This window comes from Pseudonocardia sp. NPDC049154, assembly GCF_040648315.1.
Lineage (GTDB): Bacteria > Actinomycetota > Actinomycetes > Mycobacteriales > Pseudonocardiaceae > Pseudonocardia.
Map to the genome: position 1 here is coordinate 1 of NZ_JBEZDN010000063.1, position 20,256 is coordinate 20,256.

Consider the following 20,256-nt stretch of genomic DNA (forward strand, 5'->3'; position numbering starts at 1 on the left):
CGACGAGCACCCAGGTCGCGCGCGCGGGGTAGTCCAGCTCGCCGGTGTCCGGGTTGGCCCCCGCACCCCGCGCCCCCGCCCCGACGCGGACCTGCTACTGGTCTGCCTGCCGCACGCCGGGGGCGCGGCGAGCGCCTTCCGAGGCTGGGCCGGGGCCGTCCCGGCCGGGGTGGAGCTGGTGACCGTGCAGTACCCCGGCCGCGAGGACCGGATCCGCGAGGAGCCGTGGACGGACGCCCTCGCGATGGCCGAGGCCCTCGTGGCACTGCTCGCCGCGGACGCGCGTCCCCTCGTGCTGTTCGGGCACAGCCTGGGGGGCACGCTGGCCTACGAGGTCGCCCGGCGGCTGCCGCGGCCGCCGGAGCGGCTCGTCGTCTCCGCCCGGATCGCCCCGACGGTTCCGCCCGACCCCGTCTTCCGCGGCGGGACCGACTCCGAGCTCGCCGCGGAGCTGTGCCGGCTGGGCGGCACGGACGCCGCCGTCCTCGCCCACCCGGAGCTGCGCGCCCTCGTCCTGCCGGCCTTCCGCGCCGACCTGAGGGCCGCCGACGGGTACGTCCACCCGCCCGGCCCCCCGCTGCGCTGTCCGGTCCGCCTGCTGCTCGGCGCCGACGACCCCGCCGTCGATCAGGCCGACGCCCTGCGCTGGGCCGAGGTCGCCCCCGTCGGCTTCGCCCACCGCGTCCTCCCCGGCGGGCACTTCTACCTGCACGAGCAGCGTGACGAGGTGCTCGCCGAGATCCTCCGGCCCTGATCATGGGCCCGTCGCCACCGGTTCCCGACCCACCCGGACGGACGCTGCTCCTTGTGGGCTAGCGTGCCGTGAGTTCGACCGGAAGTTCGACCCGCCCGGGCGTGGCGCGTTGCCGTGCCCGGAAGTGGTTCCTAGTCTGCGCCCGAGGTAGACCCGGCACGGGAGACGGCAGGAATCGACGCCCGAGGGATCGACACCGGATTTCGACACGAGGAGACCGGAGCCCGCATGGACACAGCACCCGACGGGGACGGTGCGGGGCCCGACTACGACCCGACCGTCGAGCCGGGCCTGGAGGACACCCCCAGGCCGGGCGGACGGCACCGGGTGGGCGCGCCGCAGCCGGCCCCGCTCACCGAGCACGGGCCCGCCCGCGTGATCGCCGTGGCCAACCAGAAGGGCGGCGTCGGCAAGACGACGTCGACGATCAACCTGGGGGCCGCGCTCGCCGAGTACGGGCGCCGGGTGCTGCTGGTCGACTTCGACCCCCAGGGCGCGCTCTCGGTGGGCCTCGGCGTGCAGCCCCACCAGCTCGACGCGACCATCTACAACCTGCTGATGGAGCGCGGCGTCGAGCCGGACGACGTCATCCTCAAGACCTCCGTCGCGGGCATGGACCTGCTGCCCAGCAACATCGACCTGTCGGCGGCCGAGGTCCAGCTGGTCACCGAGGTCGGCCGCGAGCAGGCGCTCGGCCGGGCGCTCAAGAGCGTGCTGGACCGCTACGACGTCGTGCTCATCGACTGCCAGCCCAGCCTCGGCCTGCTCACGATCAACGCGCTGGCCTGTGCCGACAGCGTGCTCATCCCGCTGGCCTGCGAGTTCTTCAGTCTCCGCGGCGTCGCGCTGCTCATGGACACGATCGACAAGGTCAAGGACCGGCTCAACCCCGACCTCGACCTGATCGGCATTCTGGCCACGATGTTCGACTCACGGACGGTGCACACCCGCGAGGTCCACCAGCGCGTGATCGAGGCCTTCGGCGACCTGGTGTTCGACGCCGTCATCAACCGCACGATCCGCTTCCCCGAGACCACGGTCGCGGGCGAGCCGATCACGACGTGGGCGCCCAGCTCCAGCGGCGCGGAGGCCTACCGCATGCTGGCCCGCGAGGTCATCGCCCGGTGACCCTGGCCGACGACCGACCCACCGCCGGGACCCCGGAGGTCAGGCCGCGCTTCACGGTGCGCCTGGTCAACTTCGAGGGCCCGTTCGACCTGCTGCTGCAGCTCATCGGCAAGCACGAGCTCGACGTCACCGAGATGGCGCTGCACAAGGTCACGGACGACTTCATCGCCCATCTCGCCGCGTTGGGGGACGACGCGGACCTCGACGAGACCACCGAGTTCCTCGTCGTCGCGGCCACGCTGCTGGACCTGAAGGCCGCGCGCCTGCTGCCGGCCGCCGAGGTCGAGGACGAGGAGGACCTCGCGCTGCTCGAGGCGCGGGACCTGCTCTTCGCCCGGCTGCTGCAGTACAAGGCGTACAAGCAGGTTGCGGGTCTGTTCGCCGAGCTGGAGAAGACGGCGCTGCGCCGGTTCCCGCGGTCGGTGGCGCTCGAGCCGCGGTTCGAGGGCCTGCTGCCCGAGGTCCTGCTCGGGATGGACGCCGGGGCGTTCGCCGAGCTCGCCGCGAGCGTGTTCCGGCCCAAGCCGCCCCCGGTCGTCGGCACCGACCACATCCACCAGCACGACGTCTCGGTCCCGGCGCACATGGCGATCCTGCGCGAGCGGCTCGCCGAGCTGGGGGAGGCGACCTTCGCGGCGCTCACCGCGGACTGCGTGGCCCCGATCGAGATCGTCGCCCGGTTCATGGCCGTGCTGGAGCTGTACCGGGAGCGGTCGATCGAGGTGGAGCAGCCGGAGCCGTTCGGGGAGCTGACCGTACGCTGGACCCCCGCCCAGTCCCTCCCGAGTGAGCCGATCAGTGAGCCTGCCGAACCCGGAACCTGACCCGGACGCCGACACCGCCGCCGACATCGCCGACCTCGCGGCCGCCGACCTGGAGGTCGACGCCCTCCCCGGGCTGTCCCGCGAGGACGAGCTGACCGCGGCGCTGGAGGCGTTGCTGCTGGTCGTCGACTCCCCGACGGACGAGCAGGCCCTCGCCGCCGCCCTCGACCAGCCCGTCGGCCGGGTGGAGCGGGCGGTGCGCCGGCTCGCCGAGAGCTACCGCGAGCAGGGCAGCGGCATCGACCTGCGCCGGGTGGGGGAGGGCTGGCGGTTCTACACCCGCGACCTCTACGCCCCGTACGTCGAGCGCTTCCTGCTCGACGGGCAGCGGGCCAAGCTCACCCGGGCCGCGCTCGAGACCCTGGCGGTGGTCGCGTACCGGCAGCCCGTCACCCGGGCGCGGGTCGCGGCGGTCCGGGGTGTGAACTGCGACGGGGTGCTGCGTACGCTGCTCACGCGCGGTCTGGTGGAGGAGGCCGGTGTGGACGGGCCCACCCAGGGGACGCTGTTCCGCACCACCGAGCTCTTCCTGGAGCGGCTGGGGCTGTCCTCGCTGGAGGACCTGCCGCCGCTGGCCCCGCTGCTGCCGGACATCGACGCGATCGACGAGCTGTAAGAGAAGGACCCGTGAGCAGGACCCCGAGAAGGACCCCCGCATGAGCCGCCCCACCGGCCCCGACTCCTCCGCGCAGGCCGAGGGGGTGCGGCTGCAGAAGGTGCTGGCCCAGGCCGGCGTGGCCTCGCGCCGCGCGGCCGAGGAGCTGATCGCCGCCGGCCGCGTCTCGGTCGACGGCGAGGTCGTGCGCGAGATGGGCCGCCGCATCGACCCGGACACCGCCGTGGTGCACGTCGACGGCTCGCGCATCCAGCTGCGGGACGACCAGGTGTACCTGGCGCTGAACAAGCCCGCCGGGATGCTCTCCACCATGTCGGACGACCGGGGCCGGCCCTGCGTCGGCGACCTGGTGATGCAGCGGACCGAGCTGCTCAACCAGGCCGGGCGGCTGTTCCACGTCGGGCGGCTGGACCAGGACACCGAGGGCCTGCTCCTGCTGACCAACGACGGGGAGCTGGGCCACCGGCTCATGCACCCGTCGTTCGAGGTGGAGAAGACCTACGTCGCCGAGGTGATGGGCCAGGTCGCGCGGGACGTCGGCAAGCGGCTCCGCGAGGGCATCGAGCTCGAGGACGGTCCGGTCCGGGTGCACTCGTTCCGGCTGGTCGACTCCCTGCCCGGCCGGTCGATGGTCGAGCTGGTGATCCACGAGGGCCGCAAGCACGTCGTCCGCCGGCTGCTCGACGAGGTCGGGCACCCGGTGCAGCGGCTGGTCCGCACCGCGATCGGCGAGGTCCGCCTCGGCGACCAGCGGCCCGGCAAGCTCCGCCCCCTCAACCAGAACGAGGTGGGTTCGCTCTACAAGGCCGTCGGGCTGTAGGGGGCCGGCGGTGGCGGTCCGGGCGATCCGCGGCGCGATCCAGGTCGACGGCGACTCGCGCGAGGAGATCCTCGAGGGCTCGGCCGAGCTGGTCGGCGCCGTGCTCAAGCGCAACGAGCTGACCAGCGACGACGTGATCTCGATCCTGTTCACGGCCACGCCGGACCTCACGGCGGAGTTCCCGGCCTACGCGGCCCGCCTCCTCGGGCTCACGGACGTCCCGCTCATGTGTGCCACCGAGATCGCCGTGCCCGGGGCGATGCCGCGGGTGCTGCGGCTGCTCGCGCACGTCGAGACCGACCTCGCCCGGGCCGACCTGCGGCACGTGTACCTGCGCGGGGCCGCGGCCCTGCGCCGCGACCTGCCCTCCTGACGGCCCCGCGGGGGTGCGCCGCGCCCCGCCAGGCACAATGGTCGGTGGCCCGTGCCCGGTCGTCAGCCGCCGGTGGAGGGTTTTCCGAACATCTGCGCGAGGGGTGAGGCATGACCGGGCCGACAGCGTCCACGGCGTCGACCGGGTCGACGGGGCCGACGGATCCGACGGGGGACGGCGTCCTCAACGACGTCGTCGCGATGGACGGGCCCTCGGGCACCGGCAAGTCGACCGTCTCGCGGCGGCTGGCCCGCACGCTGCACGCCGCCTACCTCGACACCGGCGCGATGTACCGGGCCGCCACGCTGGCCTGCCTGCGGGCCGGGCTCACCGCTGACAGCGAGCCCGGCCGGATCGCCGCGGTCGCGGTGACGGCGGAGCTGGAGTCGGTCACCGATCCGTCCGCGCCGCGGATCCTGCTGGCGGGCGAGGACGTCGAGGCCGAGATCCGGGACGAGCCGGTGACCAAGGCGGTGTCCGCGGTCTCGGCCGTGCCGGAGGTGCGGGCCGCGCTCGTCGCCCGGCAGCGGGAGCACATCGACCGCGCCCTCGCCCGGGGCCGCGGGATCGTGGTCGAGGGCCGCGACATCGGCAGCGTGGTCGCGCCCGAGGCGAAGCTGAAGGTCTACCTGACCGCGTCGGAGGAGGTCCGGGCCGCGCGCCGGGGCCGCCAGGACGCCAAGGCGGGCCGCCTCAGCGACCCCGCGACCACCCTCGCCGACGTCCAGCGCCGGGACCGGCTGGACTCGACCCGCAAGACCTCGCCGCTGCACGCCGCGGCCGACGCGCTCGTCGTCGACACGGACGAGCTGTCCGTCGACGCCGTGCTGGTGGAGCTCCTGCGGCTGGTCCGGGAGCGTGGGCTCGTCAGATGAGCACCACCCCGGTCGACGGCCCGGCCGACCTCCCCGGCGGCGCCGACCCGAGGCTGCACGACCTGGCCCGCTGGATCGGGACGTGGTGCTTCCGCCCCGTGCTCCGGGTCCACGTCCACCACCGCGAGCGGATCCCCGCGACCGGCCCCGTGGTGCTCGTCGCGAATCACAGTTCGCTGGTCGACGGGCCGCTGATCTTCGGACTACTCGGGCGGCGTTCGGTGTTCCTGGTCAAGGAGGAGATGTTCACCGGCATCCTGGGGAGGGGGCTGCGCGGGATCGGGCAGCTGGCCGTGCGGCGCGGCGAGCCCGACCGGGCGCCCCTGACCGCGGCGCTCGGCGTACTGCGCGGGGGAGGGCTCGTGGGGGTGTTCCCCGAGGGCACGCGCGGCAGCGGCGACGTCGCGGCGGCCCAGCAGGGCGCGGCCTGGCTGGCCCGCACCTCCGGCGCGCAGGTCCTCCCGGTCGTCTGCCGGGGGACCCGACGGCCGGAGGGGAGCGGGCGGCGGTGGCGCCCGCGGGTGGACGTACTGGTCGGCGAGCCCCTGCCGGCCCCCACCGGGAGGGGCCGCGCGGAGCTCGCCGCGGCCACCGAGACCGTCCGCGGCGCCCTCGTCGCGCTGGTCGCGGACCTCGACGCGATACGAGCCACGAACATTCGGAGTAGTGCCTGATGGACGACACGATCACCGGCGGCGACCGCGCCGCCATGGCGGAGCTGGGGCTCGACCCCGACGAGTTCGCCGAGGCCGACGACGAGTTCGGCGAAGGCGGCGACGGCGCCGCCGAGCAGGGTCCGGCGCCCGTCCTCGCCGTCGTCGGGCGCCCCAACGTGGGCAAGTCCACGCTGGTCAACCGCTTCCTGGGCCGCCGCGAGGCGGTCGTGCAGGACATCCCGGGCGTCACCCGCGACCGGGTCTCCTACGACGCGCTGTGGAACGGGCGGCGGTTCACCGTCGTCGACACCGGCGGCTGGGAGCCCGACCCGCAGGGCCTGCAGAAGGAGGTCGCCGCGCAGGCCGAGCTGGCCATGCGCACGGCCGACGCGATCCTGCTCGTCGTCGACTCGCGGGTGGGCGCCACCGAGGTCGAGCAGGCCGCCGCCCGCGTGCTGCGCCGCTCCGACCGGCCGGTCCTGCTCGCCGCGACCAAGGTCGACGACGAGCGCGCGGTCGCCGACACCGCGGCGCTCTGGCGGCTGGGGCTCGGCGAGCCGTACCCGGTGTCGGGCCTGCACGGCCGCGGCTCCGGCGACCTGCTCGACGCGGTCCTCGAGGCCCTGCCCGAGACCCCGCGGGAGACCTTCGGGGCGACCGCCGGCGGGCCGCGCCGCGTCGCCCTGGTCGGGCGGCCGAACGTCGGCAAGTCCTCGCTGCTCAACCGGGTCTCCGGCGAGCTGCGCTCCGTCGTGCACGACGTCGCCGGCACCACCGTCGACCCGGTCGACTCGCTCGTGGAGCTCGACGGCGAGATCTTCCGGTTCGTCGACACCGCCGGCCTGCGCAAGCGGGTCAAGACGGCGTCGGGCATGGAGTACTACGCCTCGCTGCGCACCCAGGCCGCGATCGAGGCGGCCGAGGTCGCCCTCGTGCTGCTCGACGCCAGCGAGCCGATCTCCGAGCAGGACCAGCGCGTGCTGACCATGGTCGAGGAGGCCGGCCGGGCGCTGGTGATCGTGTTCAACAAGTGGGACCTCGTCGACGAGGACCGCCGGCTCGCGATGAAGCGCGAGCTCGAGCGCGACCTCGTCCGGGTCCGCTGGGCGGAACGGATCAACATCTCCGCGCTCACCGGGCGGGCGACGTCCCGGATCGCGCCCGCGATGCGGACCGCCCTGGCCTCGTGGGACCAGCGGATCCCGACCGGCCGGCTCAACAGCTGGCTGTCCGAGGTGATCGCCGCGACCCCGCCCCCGGTGCGCGGCGGCAAGCAGCCCAAGGTCCTTTTCGCCACCCAGGCCGGCACCCGCCCGCCGACGTTCGTGCTGTTCACCAGCGGTTTCCTCGAGGCGGGGTACCGCCGGTTCCTGGAGCGGCGGCTGCGCGAGGAGTTCGGGTTCGAGGGCTCGCCGATCCGGCTGTCGGTCCGCGTCCGGGAGAAGCGGGAGCGCAAGGGCAAGCGGCGCTGACCGGCCCGGCAGGGTGAGTCCTCCCTCGGACGATCCCCGACCGACTACCCTCCTCCCATGGCCGTTGACTCCCCCAGCGGTCCCTCCGGACCCGTTCGCGTCGTCCTGGCGGACGACGAGTCGCTGCTCCGGGCGGGTCTGCGCACCGTGCTGGAGGCACGGGGGACCGTGGCCGTGGTGGGGGAGGCGGCCGACGGCGACGGGCTGATCGCCGCCGTCGACGCGCACCGGCCGGACGTCGTGCTGGCCGACGTGCAGATGCCGGGCCGCTCGGGGCTCGACGCGCTGCGGGTGCTCTGCGCGCGGCCCGACGCCGTGCCCGCGGCCGTCCTGACGACCTTCGACCTCGACGAGTACGTCACCGAGGCGCTGCGGATCGGGGTGCAGGGGTTCCTGCTCAAGGACGCCGAGCCCGACGCGCTGATCCGCGCCGTGCTCGACCTCGCGGCCGGGGGCGCGGTGCTGGACCCGCGGATCACCGCCCGGCTGCTGCCGCGGCTCGTCCCCGAGCCCGCGCCGCGGCCGCCGCGCCCGGCCGACCTGACCCTGCGCGAGACGCAGGTGCTGCGGCTGCTGGCCGACGGCGAGTCCAACGCGACCATCGGGTGCCGGCTGGGGCTGGCCGAGGCGACGGTGAAGAAGTACGTGTCGGCGCTGCTGGTGAAGCTGGGCGCGGAGAACCGGGTGCAGGCGGCGCTGCTCGCGCAGAGCTGGGGGGCGTGAATGCCGCAGGGGGGCGCACGGCGGGTGGTCCGGCGGGGTGGGCCGGCCTGGCGGGCCGGGAGCGAGGTCCTCGCGGTCGGGGTCCCGGCGGTGTTCGTGCTGCTCGCTGCGCCCGGCCCGTACGTGTGGTCCGTCACCGCGGGCCTGGTCGGCTGCGCCCTGCTGCCGCTGCGGCACGTGCGGCCGTGGCTCGCCGTCGTCGGGTCGCTGTGGGCGATCTGGGGCGGGCTGGGCTGGCCCGCACAGATCGTCGCGCTGTTCGTGCTCGGCCGCCGGACCCGGCTCGGCGCCACCGTGCCCTGGCTGGTGGTGGTCGTCCTCGCCGCGGTGGTGCCGGTGCTGCAGCGGGAGGCCCTCAGCTGGCAGTCGGTGATCCTCACGGTGGTGTTCGCCGTGCTCTCGGCCGGCAGCCCGCTCGGGTTCGGCCTGCTCACGGCCACCCGGGAGCGGCTGACGACGAGCCTGCGCGAGCTGGAGGACGCCCGGGAGGCCACCGTCGCCGCCCGGGAGAGCGCCGCGCGCGCCGAGGAACGGGCCCGGATCGGCCGCGAGGTGCACGACGCCGTCGGCCACCACGCCACCCTCATCGCGGTCGGGGCGGCCGCGCTGTCCGCTTCGACCGAGGAGCAGCGCACGCGCGAGGCCGCGACGCTGCTGCGGACGCACGCCAAGGAGGCGCTGGCGGAGATGCGCAGCGCGCTCGGGCTCGTCGGGCCGGCCCCGGCCGGTGCGGCCGGGCTCGGCGGGCTCGTCGACCGGGCCCGCGAGACCGGTCTCGACGTGGAGCTCGTCGCCCTCGGCACCGCCCGGACCCTGCCGGTGGCGCCCGACCAGGCCGTCTACCGCGTGGTGCAGGAGGCGCTCACCAACGCCGCCCGGCACAGCCCCGGCTCGGCCGTGCGGGTGGAGGTGGACTGGCGGGGCACCGACCGGATCCGCGTCGAGGTCGTCAACGGGCCGGCCGGGCGCCCGGTGCGGAGCACCTTCGGCACGGGTGGAGCAGGGCTCGCGGGTCTCGCCGAGCGGGTCGGCGCCGCCGGCGGGGAGCTCGCGAGCGGGCCCGACGCGGGCGGCTTCCGGGTGTGCGCGGTGCTGCCGCTCGCGCCGGAGACGCCGCCGACGGGGGAGCGCCGGGTCGAGCTGCCGGACCGTCCCCGGGCCGGGCGGGGCACGGACACGGGGCCGATCCCCATCCCCTGACCGGGTCGCACCCCGATCACCACGGCGCGTCGCGGCGGAGCGCGTGCCTACGCTGGCGGCGTGCCCGAGGACCGTCCCGCCGATCCCCTCGCGGAGACCGCCGCGCAGCTCGACGCCGTGCACCCCCGCTTCGGGTTCGACCCCGGAACGCCCGCGGGCCCGGAGTGGCACCGGTTCGACACCCTCACCGACGGACGGCTCGCCGGGTGGGCCGCCGAGCTGACCGGGGAGGGCCGGGCGCCGTCCGAGGTCGCGATGTCGCTCCTGAGCGGGATGACCGGGCCCGTCGTGCGTCCCCTCGCCGTGGCCTCGATCCTGTTCGCGCGGCTCCCGCTCGTGACGTCCGCCACGGTCTGGGTGCGACGCCGCGGGCGGATCACCGACCGCGCCGCGCTGACCTGCCCCGTGGCGGTCCTGGCCGACGACCCGCTGGCCGGCCGCACACCCGTCGTCGCCGATCTGCGGGCCGAGCTGGCCGAGCGGCTCGTCGGGCTGTGCGCCCCGGTGGTCGACGAGCTCCACCGGGCCACCCGGTACGGCCGCCGCAACCTCTGGGGCGGCCTCGGCGACGTCCTGTCCTCGCACTCGCTGTGGGCAGGGCGACACCGCGGCGACGACCCGGACGCCCTGGTCGACCTGTTCGCCGAGGTCCAGGGTGTGCTCGACCGGGTCCGGGACCGGATCGGGGTGAACTTCGACCGCCCGGTCCCGTTCCCGCTGCGGGGCCACGGGCGCGCGACGCTCGCCCAGGTCCGCGGCACCTGCTGCCTGCACTACCGGATCCCGAGCCGCACCCACGCCGACGGCAGCCCCCGCTACTGCGGCACGTGCCCCTTGATCGACGACGAGGAGCGCCGCGTCCGGCTGCGCCCCCTCGTCGAGCCGGCGGCGACCGCCGCCCGCACCGCCCACCTCGGCACGCCCACCGGCTGACGCGCTGGTCGGAACGTGGTTACCGGCGGGTACCCACGAAAGTCGCCTGCACGGGGCGACCGACGGCGGTGGTGTCGCCGGGACGTCCGAACCAGACTGACGGGGACCGTCACGGTGGTGCCCCACCGTGTGGCCCTCGGCGGGTTCGTTCGCGGACGAGTTGGGGGGAGCGAGGTCCGGGTCGGTGCAGGGAGTCGATCGGTGGTGCGGTAGGCTGATCGAGCCCTCACGGGGGCGGCCGGGACGTGGCGCAGCTTGGTAGCGCACTTGACTGGGGGTCAAGGGGTCGCAGGTTCAAATCCTGTCGTCCCGACGGTCGACGGAGGCCGGTGTCCATTCGACGGGGACACCGGCCTTCGTCGTTTCTCCCTGCGGCCTCGTGGCTGTCGGCCCCTGCTGAGCGGACGTGCGGGCACCCGCCGCCCGCGCTCAGATGATCGTCGACTGCATGCTCGAACCTCCGTGGTCAGTGTGCCGCTGATCTCGCATCGAGCCAGCAGCGATACACCTGTCCGGCGACGTGGGCGGACCGGCAAGTGCAAGCCAGGCGGGCCAGGCCGCGCGAGATCGACCTGCATCGCCGCGTCCGTCGATCGGGGGACAGCAGGACCCTCCGGCCAGAGGTCCGGTCGACCGACGGTGCGAGCGCACAGTGACGCCCATCCTTCAGAGGACCGGGGAGACGCCCCGGGAACCGAGGAGGAGAGATCCGATGGACGCAGCCACAACCCCCACCGACGACACCACCGCGACCAGCCAGGATGCCGAGCTCGGCGCTGCCACCACCGCTGTGGACCGCCTCACCGTCATGGCCGACCGGAGCACGGGTGAGCACACCCGCAGCGGGGACGTCTTCGGGCACGAGCAGCAGGAGCACCGCGCCGAACTGGACCGCGAGCGGGAGGAGCAGCGCGAGCGCGAGTACCGGGAGCGGGAGCGGGAGGAGCACCGCGAGCGCGAGTACCGGGAGCGGGAGCGCGAGGAGCACCGCGAGCGGGAGGAGCACCGGGACCGCGGGGAGCACCGCGGGCGCGAGTACCGCGAGCGGGGGGAGCACCGCGAGCGGGGGGAGCACCGGGACCGCCGGGAGCACCGCGGGCGCGAGGAGGGCCGCGGGCGCGAGGAGTACCGCGGGCGCGAGGAGGGCCGCGGGCGCGAGGAGTACCGGGACCGCGGGGAGCACCGCGGGCGCGAGGAGCACCGCGAGGGGTTCCGGGGCGAGCGCCAGGACCGTGGGGAGCACGGCCGGCACTTCGAGGGCACCCGGCGTGAGGGCGACGAACACCGCGACCGTGACGAGTACCGCGGCCGCGACCGTGACGACCAGCGGACCCGGGACGAGCACCGCGACGGCACGCGCCGGGACGACACACGCCGGGACGACATGCACCGCGACGACATGCACCGCGACGACATGCACCGCGACGACCAGCACCCTTACGAGCACCAGGACGTCCGCTCCGGGCACGACGAGCGCTACGACCAGCCCCGGACCGAGGACCGTGGTCACGAGGAGCACCGCGGCATGGAGGGGTCGCACGACGTCGGGACCGAGCACGTCTGATCCGTAGGTAGCTGGGGTTCACGGGGGCGCAGGTTCACATCCTGTCGTCCCGGCGGAGGCCGGTGTCCGTTCGACGGGGACACCGGCCTTCGTCGTTCTCGCCTCCCGGCGGTCGTTCACCTCCGCTCGGCCGGGTGATCGACCGTTGTGGTCACGCCCGGTTCACCGGCCGTCGAGCGCTCCCTGCGGACCCGGGTGCCGGCCGACGCCGAGGGTGCCCTCGGCCGCGGAGATCCCGCCCCGTCCGCCGCCCCGGCCCCGCAGGACGTACGCGAAACCCTGCGACCAGGGTCAGGCCGGCAGGGGAAGTCAACGAACCGGCACGCCGGCTCCGCTACCTCACCGATTGGCCGATCATCTCCGCCACCGCGGGGTCCGCCAGATATTCGGCGATGTCGTGCGCCCGGTCCTTCGGGTTGCTCGTCCGGACGTCGTGCACAGCGGGCCAGTCGTCGTTCAGGGGACAGCCGATCGACACGGCGTCGGCCGCGGCCCATGCATTGACCCATGTCCCCACACGCTGCGGACGCACCGGGCCACCGGCGAGCAGCCGCTTCTGCACGGCGTCGAGGCCGAGTGGACTACCGGCGGTCACGAGGAGCGGCACGTCGACCCGGTCGGGGAGCTGCGTGAGCAGGTCCATCGCGACGACGCTGCCGAGGCTGTGGCTGACCAGCACCCACTCACCGTCGACGGGCAGGTCGGCTCTGACCGCATCGAGCACCGCGGAGCGGACCGACTCGCGGTCGAGATAGGCGGCGACGTCGTGGAAGAACGCCGCGATCGCGAGGTCGTCCAGACCGCTGCGGTCGGCGAGCCAGGACAGCGGGCCCTGCAGCGCGGCAACCAGGCCGCCGAGGAACCCGGCTTCCTGTGCCGCCCGGCGCTCCTCGGGTGGCATCCCGGCACGGGCGGCGGCCTGGTCGATCAGCTCCGCGTAGACCGCCCGGGTCGAGGCCTGCACGGGTGCCAGGGCCTCGGCGGCACACGCCGCGGACGCGGCAGCGTCGGCGCGCTCCGGCTTGTCGAGGGCGGCGACGAGCGCGTCTCCGTAGACGGGGAACCACGCAGCGGTGGCGTCGAGCGGAGCCTGCTGACCGATCGCGAGACCGCGGGCGAGTCCACCCGCCCACGCCGCACGCAGCTGAACGGGATCGTGGCCTTCCTGACCACGGCCGTGGAGGAAGACGACGGCCCGCTGCCCGATGAGCCTGCCGGTGAGACCGGCCGTCCTCGTCTCGTTCGGTGCGATGCGCGTCGTGCCGAGCGCGCCGGGGCGGGGGCTCACGACGACCGGGGGCACCTCACGGCGGATACCCACCTCGACCGGAGCGACGTCGCTGGGCATCGCCTGGGAACCGAGTTCGGTCAGCACGGTGCGCTGGGCCGGGGACAGGTCCGACCCGGCGAGATGAGCGAGAAGCACGCTGACACGCACGCCCTCGTTGGCGATCCAGCTCTGCCCGTCCGGACCGGGCACGCCGGCGTGGTGCAGGGCCACGACCTCCCACTGGTCGTTGAAGACCGGCGAGCCGGAGTTCCCGGGCTCGGTGTCGGTGCGGTAGTGCAGAAAGTCCGGCAACTGGTTGAGCAGGGCGTTGTCGCGGACCGCGACTTCCTTGGCCCTGCCGTTCGGATGCCCGACGATGTTGACCGGCTCCCCGATGACGATCTTCCCCTGGTTGGCGATCAGCCGGTGCCAGCCGTGCACCGAGCCGGGCCTGCGGCCTCCGTCACCGTGCGCGACCGCCACGAGGGAGAAGTCGAGATCGACGTGTGTCACGAACAGCGTGGCAGGGTCCAGGTCGTACCGGTCGGTCCGCTTCGTCACGCCGTCGACGTCGAGCTCGAGATCGAACTCGACGAACGACGACGTCGCGGTGTCGGGATCCGGGAGGACGTGGTTGTTCGTCAGGAGGAGCCGCTCGCCCACGAGGAAGCCCGTGCCGAAGCCGGCGAGTCGCCCGGACTCCAGGATGGAGATCCGCCCGACGGCGCGCGCCGCGCGCTCCCCTCGGGCGAGGAAGTTGACGCTCTGCAGTTCGCTCGCGACCCCGAGGATCCGTTCGAACAACACCGTGGGCCGCAGTGCGTGCCCGTCGGAGAGGGCGTGGGAGAGCGCGCTCGCACCGACCTCGCCGTTGGCCAGCAACCGGGAGGCGCGGGCGCGAAGCTGCTCCTCGTCGTCGACGACGACCGGAGTACCGGCTTCCTCCTGGCGGCGCCGGATCTCCTCCCGTTCGGCGGTCGTCCGCCGGTATCGCTCCGCCACACGCTCCTGCTGCTGTCGCACATCCATCGGTGCCTCCCGAACGGACAGGAGCCGGTGAGGCCACACCGGCCTGACGATCCCGGTGGCGCCCGGCGCAGAAGCGGGGCGCCCACTCCTAGAGGACGACGTTGCTGAAGTCCTCGTGAATACGTACGCGCTCCGGAGCGGTCTCCCAGCCACCGGAGGCGAGGGGCAGCTCGTGCGCCTGCAGGTGGGCGAAGTCCAACCCGGTGCTGCCGACGAGGTGGCTGAGGCGGACCCGGTAGACGCCGGCGTCGAACGCCGCCTCCCTGCCGAGCATGTCCTCGATGAGACGGGTCTGGTCGAGCAGATACCCCGCAGCGGCGAGGCCGTTCCGGCCCTTCAGGTAGACGAGGATCTTCCAGAACGCGAGGGGCAGCCGGACACCCTTGTAGAGGGGGTCCTGTTCACCGAGCACCGGCCCGGTGAACACGGTGACCTTCCGCTCCTCGGCGTCGGCGTGCTCGAGGATGTAGTCCTCCAGACCCTGCCACAGCTCGTCGGACTGGTTGAACCGCTCGTGCTGAGGGGAGCAGTTGGTGAAGTGGAAGGTGTCGTCGTTGCCGCGACGTGCCTGCGGACCCCACACGGGGTCGAGCCGGCGGACGAGGTGGCCGCGGTCCAGCGCGTTTCGCGCGTACAGTCCTTCACCGATCTGCTCGGACTCGGCTATCCGCGGGTCGAAGTACCATTTGTCACGGCCGCGCTCGAGCTTCTCGGACTGTGCACCGTCGATGTTGACCGCTGTGTAGTAGGCGAGCTGTCTCCGTCGATTCATGACCAGGCTGAAATGCGTGTACGGCAGGACCGCCGGATCTGCCCCGTCAGTGGCGAGGACGTTCTCGGCTGCGTTCTGCCGCTGCTCGGAACTCAATGTCGGCAGTGGCACCGGCGTCCCGAGGAAGTCCGCCGCGTAACCGATGTAGCCGGTGTAGTAGTCCAAGGGACGTGCGGCCTCCAGGCCGGCCGGCGCGATCTCCGGAGCGACCCGGATGCTGTCGACGACTCCGGCGGTCTCCGCCGGATCGGGCGGACCGAGCCGAACCGAGACCTGCAGGGGGATCGACAGCGTGATCTCGTGGGTGGTCATCGGGCCACTGCTTCGCTCGTCCGGTCCGTGTGCTGACCGCTCCCGTGTTCGTTCCTGTCGATCGACAGCATGCTGCACCGTCGTTCTCCTCGTGCGGACCCGCCTCGTCATTCCTGCACGATCTGCGCCGCGGACGTCTCGATCCATTGTGCCCGGCGCTCGGGGAGCCGCCTGTACGCACGTCTACGTATTGACGTCGTGGCGCGCCGTCGATCGGAAGCGCTGCTCCCCCTGCGCGTCCAGTGCGATCACGCCGCGGCGTGGAGACGGTGATCGGAATTCGTCGAGGCGGCCGGCGCGTCGATTGTGCCACGCATTCCGCGATCCATTCACGAACCGGGCTCGGCGAGGTTTTCCGCGTTGAGGAAGAGAGTGGGCATCATCGCACGGATCGCTCCCACGACCACGCTGTCGCCGGACGAGAGGCTCGCCACCGCCCCCATCGCCATGCCTCGCACCCTCGCTCCGTCCGCGACGGCGTTGAACATCTCGGCGACGTCGAGCCAGGTCACGCCGGGGCGCAGGCGCAGGTCGTACCGGGCCGCCAGCTGCTCGTAGGTCGACGCCCACGCGGCGATCCACTGCTCGTACCGGGCCTTCAGATAGCGCTGGACCCGCGGATGGCTGGGCAACGCGACCCAGACGATGGTCTGCAGACTCCAGAGCGGGTCCCGCATCGTCGCTGTCATCACGGCGTCCGCCAGGTGCCGTGCGAGCAGCGGGAACGGCAGGTCCGAAGGCAGGTTCAGCGCGGCCTCCCGGAGCTCGTTCATCGTCGTCTCGGTGAGCGACGGCCGCATGAGGTAGGCGATGAGGTCCTCGGTGTACCGGCTCTTGTAGCGCCACCGGTCGCGGAACATCCCGACCGTGAGCATCGCGGGTCGGTCCTCGCCGGCCGCGATCCGCTCGGCGCGCTCGATCAACCGTGCCTGGGAGAGCCCGGCGAACAGCCGGGTGCCGGCGTCGTGCTCGTCGAGCATGTCGGGGCCCCGGTGGTCCAGGAGGTCGTCCCGCAGCAGCTGCAGGCCGATCTCGAGGAACGCCCGGGTCTCCGGGCTGTTCGCGATCTTCGCCCGGGTCGTCGGACGGGCGTCCGCCGCGACGTTGGACAGGATGGTCGACAGGTCCTCGTCCCGCTGCATCGTCTCCTCGCACGAACCTCCGGACCGCCACCTCCAGCGTAGGACCTCCAGGTCTGGAGGTACCAGGCTCGACCGCACGGTCTCGCGGTTCCGCGCCCGCGTGGACGCTCTCGCCCCCGCTCCCGAAAGGGCTTGGACGTGCTCCTGCCCGGGCTCCGAAAGTGGTCCTGACCAGCACTTCCGGCACCTGAGAAGGGCAACCCGATGCCCCCACGTGACGTGTACCCGCCGTCGACCTCCCCGCCGGGTCCTCCCGCGCCGGTCCCGGACGTCCGGTCCGTGGTGATCGCCGCCGCGGCCGGTGACGAGGCTGCGTGGCGCGCCCTGGTCGAACGCTACGGCCCGGTGGTGCGCCGCGTCGCCCGGGGCTACCGGCTCGACGAGCGCGACACCCAGGACGTCAGCCAGACGGTCTGGCTGCGGCTCTGGGAGAACCTGACGTCGATTCGCGAGCCCCGGGCCCTGCCGGGGTGGATCGCGACGACGACCCGCCACGAATGCCTCCGCGCCCTGCGCGGCCGCCTCCGGATCGTCCCGCTCGACGAGCCGGGCACCGAGGCACCGGCCGACCATCCCGATCCCGACGACGCCCTGCTCCGGGCCGAGGCCGCGGAGGCCGTGCGCCACGGGCTCGCCGAGCTGCCGCCCGTCCAGCGTGAGCTCCTGGCCCTCCTGGCGGCCGAGCCCGACCTGACCTACCGGCAGATCGGCCGGCGGCTGGGCATGCCCATCGGCAGCATCGGTCCGACACGGGCACGCGGGCTGGCCCGGCTCGGGGCCACGACGGCCGTCCTGCGGTATCGGACGGGCTGAGGACGGGCTCACGACCAGGGCGCGAACACCGCCCTGCCCTCCGGCACGGCGCCGATCAGCTCCGGGCAGTGCCGCCGGATCACGTCCGCCATGCCGCCCCGCTCCACCCAGTCCAGGCCGAGCTCGGTGTAGATCTCGGGCCGGTAGTCCACCGTGAGGAAGCGGTCGCTCTGGAGCCGTCGGGAAGCCATGAGGAGGAAGATGCGGAACGCCGTGTCGCTGAAGCCGAAGCCGGCCGGGGGCTGCTCGGCGAGCAGCCCGACCACGGTGTCCACCTGGTCGACCTCGCCGTACAGCTCGGCGAGGGCGGTCCGGGTCGAGTGGTCGTCCGTCAGCTCGGCGAAGCTGCGCACGGGCGGCATGTGCAGGGCGGCACGGAACTCGTTGTACCGGGGAACCCGACGGGTCCGGGTGCGGACGACGTCGACCACCGCGAGATCGACCATCTCCCCGTCCCGCTCGAACGCCCGCAGCGCGTTCGGGAAGTTGTGCAGGGAGACCGCTCCGGGGCTCGCGTTGCCGAACGAGAACACCGCGTCCGGCAGGCCGATCCGGCGGTGGACCTTCTCGGCACCGAGCCCCTGGATGTCGAGGAACTCCGTGCGTTCCCGCTCCCGGCCGGACGCGTGGTCGAGGAACACGTAGTCGTCCGGGATGAGGGGGTGCATGCGATAGACGGTGACGAACTCCTCCGTGAGCGCGAACGGCACCCCGTCGTGCCCGGGCGCCGAGCCGGGGATGCCGTGGACCGCGCGGGGATCGAGCAGCCGCAGTCCGAACCGGGTGAGCAGACGGTTCTGCGCGCCCCGCCAGTTCACGTTCAGCGCCTGGTCGATCACGTCGGTCGCGAGGACGGCCGGGGTCCACTCCACAGTGTGGATCTTGGCGATGAGCGCGGAGACCACCAGGCGGGCGATCTGGTACGTGCGCTCGGGCCCGAGGCCGGGGTACTCCTGTTCGAGCGCGTCGCACACCGCGTTGTGCTCACGGGCGAACAGCGTCTGCACGATGCTGAGCCCGAGCCACCAGCTGTCCGAGAAGCCGGTCAGCGGGAGGCCGCGGTCGAGCGGCAGGTGGCCCCCGTCGAGGACCAGGCGCGCACCCGCGCCCCCGTCCTCCCGCAGCTCGTGGGCGCGCTCCGCGTTCGCGCCGTAGACCTCCGAGCCGTCCCACCAGTGCGAGGTGTCGTTGATCCCGGCGTCCGCGTCCCGGGCGATCAGCATCTCGCGATCGGGCGGGCCGTCACCGGGGCGGTTCCGCCACGGCCGGCCGGGAGGGAGGGGAAGCCTGATCGGGTCGTCCGTGAGGGGCCTGCGCCGATGGTTGACCCAGTCGTGGACCTGGAACTGGATCCAGGCGGCGGCCAGGACGTTCAGCGAGGGTGCAGGGATGAACCGTGTGCGGGCCATCAGCCGATCGGCGACCGTGATCGGGTCGGGCGATCCGAGTACCCCCGGCCCGTCCGGCATGTTGCGGCCGAACACGGTGCCTGTCGAGCCCATCGCGGGCTCGGACAGATCGTTGTCCCGCCCCGTGTAGGTCCGTCGGCGGCGGGCCTCCGCGGACGGGTTCGCGGGCGCCCGCACCTCCACCGAGTCCGGTGCTGCCGGGTCGATCAGGTTGTGCTGCCGTAACCGCCGTCGCATGAGCGCGAGATTCAGCAGGGCGAGCGGCGTCGGGAGTCCGTGCCACGGTCGGACCCGGTCCACCAACCGGAACACCGTGCCCGCCGCCGCGGCGGCGACCGCCTGCACCGGAGGCTCGTCCTCGGGGTACCGCTCCGCCGAGCGGTACGCGCTGCTCGCCTCGTAGGCCGCCCGCCGGGCTCGGTTGAGGTTCCCGAGGGGGCGGAAGTCGGCCGTCGTGTTCCAGGGGTTGAAGGCGAGGCGTTCGACCCGGTGCTCGGCCAGCACGGACCCGGCGCTCGCGCACTCCCGGCGCGGCAGCACGAGCCGGGCGACGGGTTCCCACGGTGCGTCCCAGCGCTTCGCCGTGTTCTCGACCGGGGTCCGGCGCTCCGAGACGTACCGTTGGACCTCGAACGCGAACACCACCTCGCCCGCGCTCAGCCGTCGGACGAGGTCTCCTCGCAGCCGAGCCGGACCGTCGACCTTCGGTGTCGGGGGTGAGGCGAGCGGTCGCAGCCGGTACCGGACCGGGCGGGCCGTGCCCCACGCGATCGCCCCGCGCGACCAGTAGGTCTCCTCCGCGAGGCTGTCGACGGCGCGGTTCGATCTCGCGAGGTTGCGCACGATGCGCACGGTCGCCCGCAGCCCGACGCGCAGCGGCAGCCTCGTCACGAGCCCGACGAGTTTGCCGGCTCGGGAGGTCCGGCCGGCCGTGGCGACGGCCATCGCCACGAACTCGCGTGCGTTCGCCGCCGGGGAGACCTCGAAGTTGGTCATGAGCAGGTCGTGGCTCACGTCGTCCGCGTGCACCCTGAGCGCGATGCCGTACAGGTCGGGCTCGGTGTCGGGATGCGCTATCCCGCTCGCAGCGGACAGCCTGACCGTGACCGGCCACGTGGCACCGGGAAAGAAGCAGCCCTGGCGTAGGCCCGGGTCGAGATCCGGCGAGACCTCCAGACGGGCATCCTCGACGCCCAGCAGTGCGCGGGAGTGGAAAGCCCGACGCACCGACCGGTCTCCGGCCCGACGCCGGTTCCGTTCCTGGACCCGCATGATCTCCCGGGCCATCGCCTCGAAGACCGGGATCTCGGCGGCCGGAGAACCGCCCTCGTACCGTTCGTAGCGGCTGGTGCGCACAGTGTCCATGAGGCGGTCCTTCCGATCGGAGCCCGTCTCCCGGTGGGAGGCAGAGCCGTTCGGACCTGATACCGCCGGACGTGCGGACGGCTGCGGACTCGCGCTGGACATCGTCCCACGAACGGGTCCACACGACGAGGCGCCGGCCGGTCGAAGGGCGTCCCGACCGGCCGGCGCCTACCTGGCTGCCTGGCGAGTATCTCGACGGACACCAC

The 20,256-nt window shown here is 73.5% G+C and carries 18 protein-coding genes and 1 tRNA gene; 15 read left to right on the plus strand and 4 right to left on the minus strand.

Going from position 1 to position 20,256, the window contains the following annotated elements:
* From AB0B41_RS25820 to AB0B41_RS25885, 14 genes are all read left to right on the plus strand, one after another.
* Nucleotides 1–754: alpha/beta fold hydrolase (locus AB0B41_RS25820; RefSeq protein WP_358207675.1), on the plus strand; the 754-nt coding region annotated here is incomplete at its 5' end.
* 228 nt (nt 755–982) lie between these two features.
* Nucleotides 983–1,882 (plus strand): AAA family ATPase, encoded by a 900-nt coding sequence (locus AB0B41_RS25825; protein WP_358207677.1) that lies wholly within the window; start codon nt 983–985, stop codon nt 1,880–1,882.
* Nucleotides 1,879–2,706, plus strand: a complete 828-nt coding sequence (locus AB0B41_RS25830; protein WP_358207680.1) for a segregation/condensation protein A — start codon at nt 1,879–1,881, stop codon at nt 2,704–2,706. Before AB0B41_RS25825 ends, AB0B41_RS25830 begins: the two co-directional genes overlap by 4 nt.
* Nucleotides 2,681–3,322: an SMC-Scp complex subunit ScpB gene (gene scpB, locus AB0B41_RS25835; protein WP_358207682.1), complete on the plus strand. Its 642-nt coding sequence runs from the start codon at nt 2,681–2,683 to the stop codon at nt 3,320–3,322. Before AB0B41_RS25830 ends, scpB begins: the two co-directional genes overlap by 26 nt.
* A 40-nt stretch (nt 3,323–3,362) precedes the next feature.
* On the plus strand, nt 3,363–4,142 hold the full coding sequence (locus AB0B41_RS25840) for a pseudouridine synthase (RefSeq protein ID WP_358207684.1): 780 nt from the start codon (nt 3,363–3,365) through the stop codon (nt 4,140–4,142).
* Between the two features lie 10 nt (nt 4,143–4,152).
* Nucleotides 4,153–4,515, plus strand: a complete 363-nt coding sequence (gene aroH, locus AB0B41_RS25845) for a chorismate mutase (RefSeq protein ID WP_037038527.1) — start codon at nt 4,153–4,155, stop codon at nt 4,513–4,515.
* Between the two features lie 200 nt (nt 4,516–4,715).
* Nucleotides 4,716–5,390, plus strand: coding sequence for a (d)CMP kinase (cmk, locus tag AB0B41_RS25850; protein ID WP_358207761.1), 675 nt, complete (start codon nt 4,716–4,718; stop codon nt 5,388–5,390).
* Nucleotides 5,387–6,064 carry a lysophospholipid acyltransferase family protein gene (locus AB0B41_RS25855; RefSeq protein ID WP_358207687.1) on the plus strand — a complete coding sequence of 226 codons (678 nt, stop codon included), beginning with the start codon at nt 5,387–5,389 and terminating at the stop codon, nt 6,062–6,064. The genes cmk and AB0B41_RS25855 overlap by 4 nt, the downstream gene beginning before the upstream one ends.
* Nucleotides 6,064–7,518, plus strand: coding sequence for a ribosome biogenesis GTPase Der (gene der / locus AB0B41_RS25860; RefSeq protein WP_358207689.1), 1,455 nt, complete (start codon nt 6,064–6,066; stop codon nt 7,516–7,518). Before AB0B41_RS25855 ends, der begins: the two co-directional genes overlap by 1 nt.
* Before the next feature lie 57 nt (nt 7,519–7,575).
* Nucleotides 7,576–8,241, plus strand: a complete 666-nt coding sequence (locus tag AB0B41_RS25865; RefSeq protein WP_358207691.1) for a response regulator transcription factor — start codon at nt 7,576–7,578, stop codon at nt 8,239–8,241.
* On the plus strand, nt 8,242–9,441 hold the full coding sequence (locus AB0B41_RS25870) for a histidine kinase (RefSeq protein WP_358207693.1): 1,200 nt from the start codon (nt 8,242–8,244) through the stop codon (nt 9,439–9,441).
* A gap of 60 nt (nt 9,442–9,501) precedes the next feature.
* A complete protein-coding gene (locus tag AB0B41_RS25875) occupies nt 9,502–10,374 on the plus strand; it encodes a (2Fe-2S)-binding protein (protein ID WP_358207695.1) in 873 nt (290 codons plus the stop codon).
* A gap of 239 nt (nt 10,375–10,613) precedes the next feature.
* Nucleotides 10,614–10,687: transfer RNA gene (locus tag AB0B41_RS25880), tRNA-Pro, on the plus strand.
* A 399-nt stretch (nt 10,688–11,086) separates the two neighbouring features.
* Nucleotides 11,087–11,938 carry a hypothetical protein gene (locus tag AB0B41_RS25885; RefSeq protein ID WP_358207697.1) on the plus strand — a complete coding sequence of 284 codons (852 nt, stop codon included), beginning with the start codon at nt 11,087–11,089 and terminating at the stop codon, nt 11,936–11,938.
* Between the two features lie 334 nt (nt 11,939–12,272).
* Here AB0B41_RS25885 and AB0B41_RS25890 read toward each other — a convergent pair whose 3' ends face one another.
* The 3 genes from AB0B41_RS25890 to AB0B41_RS25900 all read right to left on the minus strand — a co-directional run bounded on the left by AB0B41_RS25890 (nt 12,273) and on the right by AB0B41_RS25900 (nt 16,463).
* Nucleotides 12,273–14,237, minus strand: a complete 1,965-nt coding sequence (locus AB0B41_RS25890; protein ID WP_358207699.1) for a serine protease — start codon at nt 14,235–14,237, stop codon at nt 12,273–12,275.
* A gap of 88 nt (nt 14,238–14,325) precedes the next feature.
* Nucleotides 14,326–15,321 (minus strand): DNA/RNA non-specific endonuclease, encoded by a 996-nt coding sequence (locus AB0B41_RS25895; RefSeq protein ID WP_358207701.1) that lies wholly within the window; start codon nt 15,319–15,321, stop codon nt 14,326–14,328.
* A 329-nt stretch (nt 15,322–15,650) separates the two neighbouring features.
* Nucleotides 15,651–16,463: a hypothetical protein gene (locus AB0B41_RS25900; RefSeq protein ID WP_358207704.1), complete on the minus strand. Its 813-nt coding sequence runs from the start codon at nt 16,461–16,463 to the stop codon at nt 15,651–15,653.
* Nucleotides 16,464–16,667: 204 nt separating this feature from the next.
* Between AB0B41_RS25900 and AB0B41_RS25905 the strand changes: the two genes are divergently transcribed.
* Entirely contained in the window at nt 16,668–17,276 is a 609-nt protein-coding gene (locus AB0B41_RS25905; protein WP_358207706.1) for a sigma-70 family RNA polymerase sigma factor, read from the plus strand.
* Between the two features lie 8 nt (nt 17,277–17,284).
* Here AB0B41_RS25905 and AB0B41_RS25910 read toward each other — a convergent pair whose 3' ends face one another.
* The gene (locus AB0B41_RS25910; RefSeq protein WP_358207708.1) at nt 17,285–20,050 is read right to left on the minus strand and encodes a peroxidase family protein; all 2,766 of its coding nucleotides are present in this window, start codon (nt 20,048–20,050) and stop codon (nt 17,285–17,287) included.
* Between the last annotated feature and the right edge of the window lie 206 nt (nt 20,051–20,256).